15 protein-coding genes are annotated in these 13,129 nt (G+C 64.5%); all 15 read left to right on the forward strand.

The window, feature by feature from the left end; all coding sequences use genetic code 11:
* Positions 1-97 precede the first annotated feature (97 nt).
* A complete protein-coding gene (locus tag IFS44_RS05030) occupies positions 98-1,114 on the forward strand; it encodes a L,D-transpeptidase family protein (protein ID WP_192097719.1) in 1,017 nt (338 codons plus the stop codon).
* A gap of 4 nt (positions 1,115-1,118) precedes the next feature.
* Positions 1,119-1,727: a M23 family metallopeptidase gene (locus tag IFS44_RS05035; RefSeq protein WP_192097720.1), complete on the forward strand. Its 609-nt coding sequence runs from the start codon at positions 1,119-1,121 to the stop codon at positions 1,725-1,727.
* Positions 1,728-1,800: 73 nt separating this feature from the next.
* The gene (gene efp / locus IFS44_RS05040) at positions 1,801-2,364 is read left to right on the forward strand and encodes an elongation factor P (protein WP_037527514.1); all 564 of its coding nucleotides are present in this window, start codon (positions 1,801-1,803) and stop codon (positions 2,362-2,364) included.
* Positions 2,365-2,526: 162 nt separating this feature from the next.
* A complete protein-coding gene (locus IFS44_RS05045; RefSeq protein ID WP_031393846.1) occupies positions 2,527-3,339 on the forward strand; it encodes an inositol monophosphatase family protein in 813 nt (270 codons plus the stop codon).
* Between the two features lie 251 nt (positions 3,340-3,590).
* On the forward strand, positions 3,591-3,965 hold the full coding sequence (locus IFS44_RS05050; RefSeq protein ID WP_031393845.1) for an NADH-quinone oxidoreductase subunit A: 375 nt from the start codon (positions 3,591-3,593) through the stop codon (positions 3,963-3,965).
* The gene (locus tag IFS44_RS05055; RefSeq protein ID WP_037527518.1) at positions 3,956-4,525 is read left to right on the forward strand and encodes a NuoB/complex I 20 kDa subunit family protein; all 570 of its coding nucleotides are present in this window, start codon (positions 3,956-3,958) and stop codon (positions 4,523-4,525) included. The genes IFS44_RS05050 and IFS44_RS05055 overlap by 10 nt, the downstream gene beginning before the upstream one ends.
* The gene (locus IFS44_RS05060; RefSeq protein WP_056674793.1) at positions 4,522-5,370 is read left to right on the forward strand and encodes an NADH-quinone oxidoreductase subunit C; all 849 of its coding nucleotides are present in this window, start codon (positions 4,522-4,524) and stop codon (positions 5,368-5,370) included. Before IFS44_RS05055 ends, IFS44_RS05060 begins: the two co-directional genes overlap by 4 nt.
* A 20-nt stretch (positions 5,371-5,390) precedes the next feature.
* Positions 5,391-6,602: an NADH-quinone oxidoreductase subunit D gene (locus tag IFS44_RS05065; protein WP_197975229.1), complete on the forward strand. Its 1,212-nt coding sequence runs from the start codon at positions 5,391-5,393 to the stop codon at positions 6,600-6,602.
* Positions 6,602-7,270 (forward strand): complex I 24 kDa subunit family protein, encoded by a 669-nt coding sequence (locus tag IFS44_RS05070; protein ID WP_192097721.1) that lies wholly within the window; start codon positions 6,602-6,604, stop codon positions 7,268-7,270. The genes IFS44_RS05065 and IFS44_RS05070 overlap by 1 nt, the downstream gene beginning before the upstream one ends.
* Positions 7,270-8,571 carry an NADH-quinone oxidoreductase subunit NuoF gene (gene nuoF, locus IFS44_RS05075; RefSeq protein WP_056050371.1) on the forward strand — a complete coding sequence of 434 codons (1,302 nt, stop codon included), beginning with the start codon at positions 7,270-7,272 and terminating at the stop codon, positions 8,569-8,571. Before IFS44_RS05070 ends, nuoF begins: the two co-directional genes overlap by 1 nt.
* Entirely contained in the window at positions 8,571-10,565 is a 1,995-nt protein-coding gene (gene nuoG, locus IFS44_RS05080; RefSeq protein WP_192097722.1) for an NADH-quinone oxidoreductase subunit NuoG, read from the forward strand. Before nuoF ends, nuoG begins: the two co-directional genes overlap by 1 nt.
* Entirely contained in the window at positions 10,562-11,611 is a 1,050-nt protein-coding gene (gene nuoH / locus IFS44_RS05085) for an NADH-quinone oxidoreductase subunit NuoH (protein WP_031393838.1), read from the forward strand. The genes nuoG and nuoH overlap by 4 nt, the downstream gene beginning before the upstream one ends.
* Entirely contained in the window at positions 11,608-12,093 is a 486-nt protein-coding gene (nuoI, locus tag IFS44_RS05090; protein ID WP_031393837.1) for an NADH-quinone oxidoreductase subunit NuoI, read from the forward strand. The genes nuoH and nuoI overlap by 4 nt, the downstream gene beginning before the upstream one ends.
* A gap of 119 nt (positions 12,094-12,212) precedes the next feature.
* A complete protein-coding gene (locus IFS44_RS05095; RefSeq protein ID WP_031440949.1) occupies positions 12,213-12,824 on the forward strand; it encodes an NADH-quinone oxidoreductase subunit J in 612 nt (203 codons plus the stop codon).
* Positions 12,821-13,129 carry an NADH-quinone oxidoreductase subunit NuoK gene (nuoK, locus tag IFS44_RS05100; protein WP_031393835.1) on the forward strand — a complete coding sequence of 103 codons (309 nt, stop codon included), beginning with the start codon at positions 12,821-12,823 and terminating at the stop codon, positions 13,127-13,129. The genes IFS44_RS05095 and nuoK overlap by 4 nt, the downstream gene beginning before the upstream one ends.

The raw sequence follows: 13,129 nt of genomic DNA on the forward strand, positions 1-13,129 counted from the left end.
TGCACTTCCAGCCTGTGACGGTGCTTGCGCCAGGCCGTTGGAAACAACAGACGTCCCGACCGTTTGATCCACAGGCGTAACGGTTTGGGATCACGGCATGACGACAGCATTTCTGAAGAAGACCTCGGTTCTGGCCGCCGTTCTGCTCGGTGCGGCCACGTCTGCATCCGCACAGTCGACCTCCGTTACGCCCGTGCCGATCGATCGCAATGTCTTGCATGTACAGGTCATTCTCGACCATCTGGGCTTTGGGCCCGGGGTACTAGACGGACGCGGTGGTCAGTCGCTCGTTGCGGCGTTGAAGGGGTTCCAGGAGGCCAAGGGGCTGCCGATCACGGGCAAGCCCGACACGCAGACGATGCGCGCGCTGTATCCATATCGTGCGGCACGGCCGACGGTCACGGTCGCGCTGACGCCCGAGATGCTCGCGGGGCCGTTCGTCAATCCGCTGCCCAAGGACCCGGCGAAGCAGGCCGAGCTTCAGACGATCGGCTACCGGACGATCATGGAGAAGCTGGGTGAGATGTTCCACACCACGCCTGCGGTAATCATGGCCCTCAACTCGCCGTCGACCAAACTGTCGGCGGGGACAAAGGTGGTGTTCCCGAACGCTCTCCCGACGTCGCGCGACTATGATCCCAAGTTCCGCCCCGACTGGCGCGCGACGCTCAACATGCTGAACGTCGATGCGAAGCAGCCTCAGGCCGATCACGTCGTCGTCGACAAGTCTGACGGCGTGCTGCGGGTGCTCGACGCGAACGACAAGCTGATCGCGCAGTTCTCCGCGACGATGGGGTCAAGCCACGACCCGCTGCCGCTGGGGACATGGACGATCAAGGGCTCCGATTATAACCCCAAATTCCACTTCAACCCGGCGCTGTTCTGGGATGCGAAGAAGGGACAGAAGAAGGAGATGCTGCCGCCGGGACCGAACGGTCCGGTCGGCGTCGTCTGGATGGACCTGTCCAAGGATCATTACGGCATTCACGGCACGCCCAATCCCGAGACGATCGGGCGCGCCGAAAGCCATGGCTGTATCCGCCTGACGAACTGGGATGCGGCGCGACTGTCGATGATGATCAAGCCGGGGACCAAGGCGGTCTTTCAGGCCTGATCGCATGACGCGGACGTTCTGGGTTATTCTCGCGCTGATCGTCGCGGTTGGCGGCGCGTTCGCTTCGATGCTGTCGTTCGGCGACGGTGGGCGGCAGGCGGTGGCGTGGCGCACACCGTCGCCAGCCTCTCCGAAGGCTGAGGCAGAGGTCCAGAATGCTGATGCGCCGCGAGCATTGACGATGCCGGTGCTCGGCGTGAAGCGCACCGCGGTCGGCAACAGCTGGAACGATCCGCGCGGCGGCGGGCTGCGCGGGCATCACGGCACCGACATCATGGCTGCGGGCGGCACACCGGTCGTCGCCGCGGCGCCTGGACGAATCGAGAAGCTGTTTCAGAGCGCGCTTGGCGGGATCACCGTCTATGTCCGGTCGCCCGACCGGCGCTGGACCTATTATTACGCGCACCTCGCGGGCTATGCGCCGGGCGTGCGCGAAGGGATGGCGATCGCGGCGGGGGACCGGCTTGGCTATGTCGGCGACACCGGCGACGCGGGCGCAGGCAATTATCACCTGCATTTCGGGGTAAGCCGGATGCAGCCGGGCCAACGCTGGTGGCAGGGCGAAGAGGTCAATCCCTACCCGCTGCTTGCCCGCGCGCGGCCATCCCGCTAAAGCGCGCGGCTTCGGGTTTCCGCACGGCCTTGCCTGGCGGACGGCCCCTAGCTCTTTCCAGCAGGAATCGGTCATGAAGATCAACGCGGTCGAGATTCGTCCCGGCAACATCCTTGAATATGAAGGCGGCATCTGGCGCGCCGTGAAGATTCAGCACACCCAGCCCGGCAAGGGCGGCGCCTATATGCAGGTCGAGATGAAGAACCTCATCGACGGCCGCAAGAGCAACACGCGCTTCCGCTCCGCCGAGAGCGTCGAGAAGGTGCGGCTCGACACGGTCGATTTCCAGTATCTGTTCCGCGACGGCGACGCGCTGACCTTCATGGACAAGGTCAATTACGAGCAGATCACGCTTGATGCCGACATCCTGGGCGACGCCGCGGCGTTCCTGCAGGACGGCATGGATGTCGTGATGGAGCTCTGGGAAGAGCGGCCGATCTCGGTCCAGCTGCCCGACACGATCGAGGCGCTGATCGTCGAGGCGGATGCGGTCGTGAAGGGGCAGACCGCCTCGTCGTCGTACAAGCCCGCGGTGCTCGAGAACGGCGTGCGCGTGATGGTGCCGCCGCACATCGGTGCCGGCACGCGGATCGTGGTCGATGTCTATGAGCAGACCTACGTACGTCGCGCTGATTAAGGCCGAGCGGCCGAGACGGATAGCTTAAGCTATCCGCACGACCCGCCGGCCCGGCCGGCGGGCATGGCCCGGCCGACGACGCGGGCTTTGCCCGCGGCCTCGGTCTGCGGCACTGCCCCACCCCAACCCCTCCCCTGAAGGGGAGGGGCTGAAAGGATTGAAATGCCCAGCCATTCCGGCATCATGACCGTCATCGAGCGCGCCGCCCGCAAGGCCGCGCCGCGCCTGCGCCGCGATTTCAACGAGGTCCAGCAGCTGCAGGTCAGCCGCAAGGGCCCCGCCGATTTCGTCAGCCAGGCCGACCAGCGCGCCGAGCAGACGATCTTCGAAGAACTGAGCCACGCACGCCCCGACTGGGGCATGTTGATGGAGGAGCGCGGCGAGGTCGCGGGCGATCCCAACAAGCCGCGCTTCATCGTCGACCCGCTCGATGGCACGTCGAACTTCCTCCACGGCATCCCGCATTTCTGCATCTCGATCGCGGTCGAGGAGCCGATGCCGAACGGCAAGCGCGAGGTCACGACTGCGCTCGTGTATCAGCCGCTCACCGATGAGAGCTTCTGGGCTGAGCGAGGCCGCGGCGCGTGGCTGACCGACCAGCGCCTGCGCGTGTCGTCGCGGCGCGATCTGGCCGATTCGCTGATCGCGACGGGTATTCCGTTCCTCGGTCATGGCGATTTCGCGCAGTGGAGCCGCATCTTCGGTGCGGTCGCACCCGAGGTGGCGGGGATCCGCCGTCTCGGCGCGGCGGCGCTCGATCTCGCCTGGCTGGCAGCCGGGCGGTTCGACGGCTTCTGGGAATCGAACCTGAAGCCGTGGGACGTCGCGGCCGGAATGCTGCTGGTCAAGGAAGCCGGCGGCTACGTGACCGACTTCCGCGGTGGCGACCGCGCGATGGAGCGCAACGAGTTCCTCGCGGCGAATGATGCGCTGCATTCGCGGCTGCATAAGCTGGTGGCCGGCGCGCTGCGCTGATGCATTTTGATCGGTAAGCCGGGCCGGCCTGCCAATTGTCCGTTACCCCAGCGTTTGCTGGGGTGACGGTCTTGCTGGGGGATACGACCGGCGCCCGGCGGCTGCCGTTGCTTGCAGAACCATGCAGGTAACGCAGGTTTCCCACGGGGCTCATACAGCTCTTGCGAGTGATTCTCACGGGCCGCCAGCCTTGCCCCACGGGGCCCATCGGCCTAAAGGCTCCCCATCTGTTCGCATCTGCGAGAAGCCATTTGGTCGACCTGTCGCACTATCTTCCGATCCTCCTGTTCCTCGGGGTCGCCATCGCATTGTCGAGCACGTTCGTGTTCCTGCCGATGGCTGTCTCCAGGCTCACCGGGTCGCACAAGCCTACGCCCGAGAAGCTGAGCGAATATGAGTGCGGCTTCCCCGCATTCGAGGATCCGCGCAGCCAGTTCGACGTGCGCTTCTACCTGATCGCCATCCTCTTCATCATCTTCGATCTCGAGGCGGCGTTTCTGTTTCCCTGGGCCGTCTCGGTCTTCACGCTTGGCTGGACCGCGTGGATTTCGATGATGATCTTTATCGGCGAACTGGCCCTCGGCCTCGCCTATGCATGGAAGAAGGGAGCACTCGATTGGGAGTAGAGCTCACATCGCAGCCCGGTTCCGGTCTGCTGGCACCCGCCGGCGGTGGCGCGATCGTGCCGCCCGACCAGGGCTTTTTCGACGGCCTGAACGGTGAACTGACCGACAAGGGTTTCCTGGTCACCTCGACCGAGGAGCTGTTCCAGTGGGCGCGTACCGGGTCGCTGTGGTGGATGACGTTCGGGCTCGCCTGCTGCGCGGTCGAGATGATCCACGTCAACATGCCGCGCTACGATCTCGAGCGCTTCGGCGCCGCACCGCGCGCGTCGCCGCGCCAGTCGGACGTGATGATCGTCGCCGGAACGCTGTGCAACAAGATGGCGCCCGCACTTCGCAAGGTCTACGACCAGATGTCGGAGCCGAAATATGTGATCTCGATGGGGTCCTGCGCGAACGGCGGCGGCTATTATCATTATAGCTACAGCGTCGTGCGCGGTTGTGACCGGATCGTCCCGGTCGACATCTACGTCCCGGGTTGCCCGCCGACTGCGGAAGCGCTGTTGTACGGCATCATGCAGTTGCAGCGGAAGATCCGGCGGTCCGGGAGCATCGAACGGTGAGGGCGCCCGCACCAGCCTATGCCGCCAATGACGGCGTGATCGACGCGGCCCGCGCGGCGCTCGGCGGCATGCTGCTCGACGCGGTCGACAAGGTCGGCGAGGTCGCTCTGCACGTCCGTCGTGAAGACCTGTACGACGCGATGATCGCGCTGCGCGACACGCCGGGGCTTGCCTATCAGCAGCTCATGGAGATCGCCGGCGTCGACTATCCCGATCGTGCCGAGCGGTTCGAGGTCGTCTATTGCATGCTGTCGCTGACGCGGAACCACCGCCTGCGCGTCCATGTCGCGACCGACGAGGACAAGCCGGTGCCGTCGGTGACCGACATCTGGCCGGTCGCCGGCTGGCTCGAGCGCGAAGTGTACGACATGTACGGCGTGCTGTTCAGCGGCAACCCGGACCTGCGCCGCATCCTGACCGATTACGGCTTTCGCGGCCATCCGCAGCGCAAGGACTTCCCGCTGACAGGCTATGTCGAGCTGCGCTATTCGGAAGAGGCGAAGCGCGTCGTGTACGAGCCGGTGCAGCTCGCACAGGATTTCCGCACGTTCGACTTCATGAGCCCGTGGGAGGGCGCCGAATACGTCCTTCCGGGTGACGAGAAGGGCGCGCTGCCACAGGCCAAGGGGGCGCAAACGCCGCTCTCGGCCGATACGATCGTCAAGGCCGATGCCGCACAGAGCGCGACCAAGGCGCCCGACGCGCCGAGCGAGCCCTATGCGAAGAAGGACGTCCAGAACACCACGCAAAGCGGTGCGGGCGAGCCCGATCCGGGCAACCAGAAGCAGGACAAGCCCGTGGAGTCGGACGTGATCCCGACCAAGGGCGGAGGACAGAACCAGTGAGTCTCTATGTAGAGGAGCTTCTGGGCGAGGGCGATGCGGCCGATCCCACGACCGGCGACGTCACGATCCAGAACTACACGATCAACTTCGGTCCGCAGCATCCGGCGGCGCACGGCGTGCTCCGTCTGGTCATGGAACTCGACGGCGAGATCGTCGAGCGCGTCGATCCGCATGTCGGGCTGCTTCACCGCGGCACCGAGAAGCTGATCGAGTACAAGACCTACACGCAGGCGCTCCCGTATTTCGATCGTCTCGATTACTGTTCGCCGCTGTGCATGGAGCATAGCTGGGTGCTCGCGGTCGAGAAGCTGCTCGACCTCGAAGTCCCTGAGCGGGCGCAGTATCTGCGCGTGTTCTTCGCCGAGCTGACGCGCATCTCGAACCACATGCTCAACCTCGGCAGCCACGTCATGGACGTCGGCGCGATGACGCCAAACCTGTGGCTGTTCGAGATCCGCGAAGACTGCATGAACTTCTTCGAGCGCGTCAGCGGCGCGCGCATGCATTCCAACTATTTCCGTCCGGGTGGCGTGCATCAGGATGCACCGCTCAAGCTGCTCGCCGATATCGGCGACTGGCTCGACACGCGCCTGCCGCGGCTGTTCGAGGATGCGATTTCGCTCGTCGCGGACAACCGCATCTTCAAGCAGCGCAACGTCGACATTGCGATCGTCAGCCGTGACGATGCGATCAAATGGGGCTTTTCGGGCCCGATGATCCGCGGCTCCGGCATCGCCTGGGATCTGCGCAAGTCGCAGCCCTATGACGTCTATGCCAAGATGGACTTCGACGTGCCGGTCGGCACGCGTGGCGATTGCTATGACCGGTTCATGGTGCGCGTCGAGGAAGTGCGTCAGTCGGCACGGATCATGAAGCAGTGCCTGCGCGACATGCCCGAGGGGCCGATCGCATCGCTCGACCGCAAGGTCGTGCCGCCCAAGCGCGCCGAGATGAAGCAGTCGATGGAAGCGCTGATCCATCACTTCAAGCTCTATACCGAGGGCTTCCATGTGCCCGCCGGCGACGTCTATGTCGCGACCGAGAGCCCCAAGGGCGAATTCGGCGTGTATCTGGTCGCCGACGGCAGCAACAAGCCGTACCGCTGCAAGATCCGCCCGACCGCGTTTTCGCATCTCCAGGCCTTCGACTTCATGGCGAAGGGTCACATGCTGGCAGATACGACCGCGATCCTCGGCGCGATGGATATCGTTTTTGGTGAATGTGACCGCTGATGGCTGAAGCTCCGAAAATTCCCGACGAGGCAGAGACCCGCGCACGCTGGGGATCGTTCGCCTGGACGGATGAGAACCAGGTGAAGGCGAACGAGATCCTCGGGCGCTACCCGAAGGGCCGCGAGCAGTCGGCGTCGATCCCGTTCCTCGATCTTGCCCAGCGCCAGGTCGGTGCGGAAACGCAGACCCAGGGCTGGTTGCCGGTGCCGGTGATCGAGTTCGTCGCGCGCCAGATCGGCGTGCCGTACATGCGCGTCTATGAGGTCGTGACCTTCTACACGATGTTTAACCTCGCGCCGGTCGGTCGCTATCACGTGCAGGTCTGCGGCACGACGCCGTGCATGCTGCGCGGGTCGGACGACGTGCTGGCGGCGTGCAAGAACCGTGGTCTCGTCAAGGGCGGTACGACCCCCGACGGCATGTTCACGCTGACCGAGGTCGAGTGCCTGGGCACCTGCGCGAATGCGCCGATGGTGCAGATCAACGACGATAACTTCGAAGATCTCGACTACGACAAGACGACCGAGATTCTCGAGGCGCTTGCCAGTGGCAGCACGCCGACGCCGGGGCCGCAATTCGGCCGCCGCGCGAGCTGCCCCGAAGGCGGCCCGACCTCGCTCAAGGCGATGGTCGACGCGAACCACGATTACCGGGGGGAGTGGGCCTGATGCTCGCCGACAAGGACCGCATCTTCACCAACGTCTACGGCTTCCAGCCGTGGAACATCGACGCGGCGATCATGCGCGGCGATTGGGACAATACCAAGGACCTGATGGCGCTCGGCCAGGACGCGATCATCGACGTGATGAAGGCGAGCGGCTTGCGTGGCCGCGGCGGGGCAGGGTTCCCGACCGGCACCAAATGGTCGTTCATGCCCAAGGAGCCGAAGCCCGACCGGCCGAACTTCCTCGTCATCAACGCCGATGAATCCGAGCCGGGCAGCTGCAAGGATCGCGAGATCATCCGTCACGATCCGCACAAGCTGATCGAGGGTGCGCTGATCGCCGGGTTCGCGATGCGTGCGCGTGCGGCGTACATCTACATCCGCGGCGAATATATCCGCGAGGCGGAGACGCTGTTCGCGGCGGTCGCCGAGGCCTATGATCGCGGCTTCATCGGCAAGAATGCGTGCGGGTCGGGCTACGACTTCGACGTGTTCGTCCACCGCGGTGCCGGCGCCTATATCTGCGGCGAAGAGACCGCGATGCTCGAAAGCCTCGAGGGCAAGAAGGGCCAGCCGCGCCTCAAGCCGCCATTCCCGGCGGGTGCGGGGCTCTATGGCTGCCCGACGACGGTCAACAACGTTGAGTCGATCGCGGTCGCGCCGACGATCCTGCGGCGCGGCGCGGCCTGGTTCTCGAGCTTCGGCGCCGAAAATAACCGCGGCACCAAGCTGTTCCAGATCAGCGGCCATGTGAACAAGCCGTGCGTCGTCGAGGAAGAGATGAGCATCTCGTTCCGCGACCTGATCGAGACGCATTGCGGCGGTATTCGGGGCGGCTGGGACAATCTGCTCGCGGTGATCCCGGGCGGCTCATCGGTGCCATTGGTGCCCGCCGCGCAGATCATGGACTGCGCGATGGATTTCGATGGCCTGAAGGCGGTCGGCTCGGGCCTCGGCACCGCGGCGATCATCGTCATGGACAAGTCGACCGACATCGTCCGTGCAATCAGCCGCATCTCCTATTTCTACAAGCATGAGAGCTGCGGCCAGTGCACGCCGTGCCGCGAAGGCACCGGCTGGATGTGGCGTGTGATGGAGCGGATGCGCACCGGCGATGCCGAGCTGTCCGAGATCGACATGCTCCAGCAGGTCACCAAGCAGGTCGAGGGTCACTCGATCTGCGCGCTCGGCGACGCCGCAGCTTGGCCGATCCAGGGCCTGATCAAGCATTTCCGCCCAGAGATGGAACGCCGTATCCGCGAACGTGGTGGTGACACCGCGCCGATGATGGAAGCCGCAGAGTAATGCCCTTAGTCAAAGTCGATGGCGTAGAGATCGAGGTGCCGCAGGGTGCCACCGTGCTGCAGGCGTGCGAGCTTGCCGGCAAGGAGATCCCGCGTTTCTGTTACCACGAGCGCCTGAGCATCGCCGGCAATTGCCGGATGTGCCTGGTCGAGGTGAAGCCCGGTCCGCCCAAGCCGCAGGCGTCGTGCGCACTGCCGGCCGCGGACAAGCAGGAGATCTTCACCAACTCGCCGATGGTGAAGAATGCCCGCGAGGGCATCATGGAATTCCTGCTGATCAACCATCCGCTCGATTGCCCGATCTGCGATCAGGGCGGCGAGTGCGATCTGCAGGACCAGTCGGTTGCCTATGGTCGCGGCCATTCGCGCTATGACGAGAACAAGCGCGCGGTCACCGAGAAGTACATGGGTCCGATCGTGAAGACGGTCATGACCCGCTGCATCCAGTGCACGCGCTGCATCCGCTTTGCCGAGGAAGTGTCCGGCGTCGAGGAGATCGGTGCGATCTTCCGCGGCGAGGACATGCAGATCACCTCGTATCTGGAAAACGCGGTCAAGAGCGAGCTGTCGGGCAACGTCGTCGATCTGTGCCCGGTAGGCGCCCTGACGTCGAAGCCCTACGCGTTCGAGGCGCGTCCGTGGGAACTCCGCAAGACGTTGACGATCGACGTCATGGACGCGGTCGGCACCAACATCCGGCTCGACAGCCGTGGCCGCCAGGTGCTGCGCTGCGTGCCGCGGATCAACGAGGACGTGAACGAGGAGTGGGCGACCGACAAGACGCGCCATGCGATCGACGGCCTGGTCCGTCGTCGTCTCGACAAGCCTTATGTCCGCGTGAACGGCAAGCTCCAGCCCGCAACGTGGGACGAGGCCTTTGCAGCGATCAAGGCGGTTGATGCCGGGTCGAGCGTGGCCGCGGTCGCAGGCGACCTGGTCGACTGTGAGACGATGTACGCCGCCAAGGCGCTGCTCGCGAAGATGGGCTCGACGATGCTCGAAGGCCGCCAGACCGGCATGGCCTATGACGCGTCGAACATCGCTGCGGTCAATTTCAACACGACGATCGCCGGTACCGAGCGTGCCGACGCGATCCTGCTGGTGGGCACCAACCTGCGCTGGGAAGCGCCGCTGGTGAACACGCGGGTTCGCAAGGCGATCAAGAAGGGCGCGAAGGTCTTCGCGATCGGCCCTGAGACCGAGCTGACCTACAAGGTCGAGTGGCTCGGCGACGATCTGGCCCTGCTCGGCAATCTGCCCGACGCAGTGACCGAGGCGTTCGGCAAGGCCGAGCGTCCGATGGTGATCGTCGGTGGCGCGGCGCTGAAGGGTGGCCACGGCGCCGCACTGAAGCTCGTCGACACGCTGGGCCTCGTCAAGGACGGCTGGAACGGCTTCAACGTCGTCCATATGGCCGCGTCGCGGATGGGCGGGCTGATGCTCGGCTATGCGCAGACGGGCGGAATCGCTGACGTGATGGGGGCGAAGCTCGGCTTCTTCCTCGGCGCGGACGAGGTCGATTTCAGCCAGTTCGCGGGCTTCAAGGTGTTCGTGGGGCATCACGGCGACAAGGGTGCGGCGGCTGCCGACGTCATCCTGCCGGGCGTGACCTATGCCGAGAAGTCGGGAACCTGGGTCAATCTCGAAGGTCGCGTCCAGCGCGGCGAGCGTGCAGTGTTCGCCCCCGGCGATGCGCGCGACGACTGGTCGATCTTCCGCGCGCTGTCCGACACGCTCGGCCACACGCTGCCGTTCGACAGCTTCGAAGGGCTGCGCGAAGAGATGTTCGCTGCCGTTCCCGCTCTGCGTCACCAGGCGCTCGCGACGTTCGAGTGGAGCCCGCCGTCGCTCGACGGTGCAGGCGAGGGGGTTCTGGCCGGCTATCCGATCAAGGACTTCTACCTGACCAACGCGATCTGCCGCGCATCGCCGACGATGCAGCGCTGCTCGGCTGAACTTCTCCACGGGGAAGACTTTGCGGAGGCAGCCGAATGATCTCCTGGTTCGAATCCTCGCTCGGTTACGACTGGGCGTTCTTCCTCGCGACGATCATCGACATTCTCGCAATCGCGCTGCCGGTGATGCTGGCGGTTGCGATGATCATCTATGCCGATCGCAAGATCTGGGCGGCGATGGCGCTTCGGCGTGGTCCGAACGTGGTGGGTCCCTTCGGCCTGCTGCAGAGCTTTGCCGACGGCCTGAAGGTGTTCCTGCAGGAGACGATCGTCCCCGCAGCCGCCAACCGCGCGCTGTTCCTGCTGGCGCCGATCATCACCTTCACGGTCGCGCTGATCGTCTGGGCGGTGATCCCGTTCCAGCCGGGCGTCGTGCTCGCGGACATCAATGTCGGCTTGCTCTACGTGCTCGCGGCGTCTTCGCTCGGCGTTTACGGGATCATCCTCGCGGGCTGGGCGTCGAACTCGAAATATCCGTTCTACTCGGCGCTGCGTGCGGCCGCGCAGATGGTCAGCTACGAAGTCGCGATCGGGTTCATCCTGATCTCGGTCGTGCTGTGGTCGGGCACGTTCAACCTGTCCGGCATCGTGACCGCGCAGCAGAACATGTTCGGGCTGCACATCAACGGCTATATCGTCAATCCACTGCTGTTCCCGATGGCGGTGATGTTCTTTATCTCGAGCCTCGCGGAAACGCAGCGTGCACCGTTCGATCTGACCGAGGCGGAGAGCGAGCTCGTCGCCGGCTACCAGACCGAATATTCGTCGATGGCATTCGCGCTGTTCTGGCTGGGTGAGTACGCCAACGTCATCCTGATGTGCGCGCTCAACGCAACGCTTTTCTGGGGTGGGTGGCTGCCGCCGGTCGACTGGGCACCGCTCTATTACGTGCCGGGGATCATCTGGCTGTTCGCCAAGATCCTGTTCTTCTTCTTCCTGTTCAGCTGGGTGAAGGCGACCGTGCCGCGCTATCGCTATGATCAGCTGATGCGGCTCGGCTGGAAGATTTTCCTGCCCGTCTCGCTGTTCTGGGTTTTCCTCGTGTCGGGCGTGTTGATGCTGACGCGCGTTGGAGTGGGTTCATGAGCGTTGCTCAGATCATCAAGTCGTTCACCCTGTGGGAATTCGTGAAGGCGCACGCGTTGACGCTTCGCTATTTCTTCAAGGAAAAGGCGACGATCAACTATCCGTACGAGCGTAACCCGGTGTCCCCGCGGTTCCGCGGTGAGCATGCGCTGCGTCGTTATCCCAATGGTGAAGAGCGGTGCATCGCGTGCAAGCTGTGCGAGGCCGTGTGCCCCGCCCAGGCGATCACGATCGAGGCCGAGCCGCGAGACGACGGCTCGCGCCGCACGACGCGCTACGACATCGACATGACCAAGTGCATCTATTGCGGCCTGTGCGCCGAGGCGTGCCCGGTCGATGCGATCGTCGAGGGTCCGAATTACGAATTCTCGACCGAGACGCGCGAAGAGCTGATCTACGACAAGTCGAAGCTGCTCGATAACGGCGATCGCTGGGAAAGCGCGATCGCGGCGAACCTTGCCGCCGATGCGCCGTACCGTTAAGCGAGCGCCGCGATGACACAGATTAACTCCGTCATCCCAGCGCAGGCTGGGATCTCCCCGTTTCCGAGCGCGCCCGCGCGGCGTGAGACCCCAGCGTTCGCTGGGGTGACGAGGACCTCATGATCCAGGCCTTAGCCTTTTATCTCTTCGCCTTCGTCGTCGTCCTGTCGGGCGCCATGACGATCGCGTCGCGCAACCCGGTCCATTCGGTGATGTGGCTGATCCTCGCCTTCTTCAACGCGGCGGGTCTGATGATCCTCGTCGGGGCCGAGTTCATCGCGATGCTGCTCGTCATCGTCTATGTCGGTGCGGTCGCGGTGCTGTTCCTGTTCGTCGTCATGATGCTCGACATCGACTTTGCCGAGATGCGCGCCGGCGTGGCGCGGTACTTCGGTATCGGGCTGGCGCTCGCGGTTGCACTCGCCGCCGAGGTGATGATCGCGATCGGTGCGTGGAGCACCGGGCCAATCCAGCTCGCGCGGCGCGCGGCGCCGATAGATGCCCGGGTGCCCAACATCCAGGCGATCGGCAACCTGCTCTACACGCGCTATCTGTTCGTGTTCGAGGCGGCCGGGCTCGTGCTGCTCGTCGCGATGATCGGTGCGATCGTGCTGACGCATCGCCAGCGTGGCGGCGTGAAGGCGCAGAACATCAGCCGTCAGAACGCACGCCGTCCGCAGGACGCAACGCGCAACACGCGCCCGGTCGTCGGGCAGGGAGTCGAATTGTGACGATCGGTCTCGTCCACTACCTCGTCGTCGCGGCGATCCTGTTCACCATGGGGGTGCTCGGCATCTTCCTGAACCGCAAGAACCTCATCGTCATCCTGATGGCGATCGAGCTGATCCTGCTCGCGGTGAACATCAATCTCGTCGCCTTCTCGGCTTTCCTCAACGATCTCGTCGGACAGGTGTTCGCGATGTTCGTGCTGACGGTCGCGGCGGGTGAGGCCGCGATCGGCCTGGCCATTCTGGTCATCTATTTCCGCGGTCGCGGCACCATTGCGGTCGACGACGTCAACCGGATGAAGGGGTAA

It is taken from the genome of Sphingomonas sp. CFBP 13706 (genome assembly GCF_014842355.1).
In the GTDB taxonomy this organism is placed as follows: domain Bacteria; phylum Pseudomonadota; class Alphaproteobacteria; order Sphingomonadales; family Sphingomonadaceae; genus Sphingomonas; species Sphingomonas aerolata.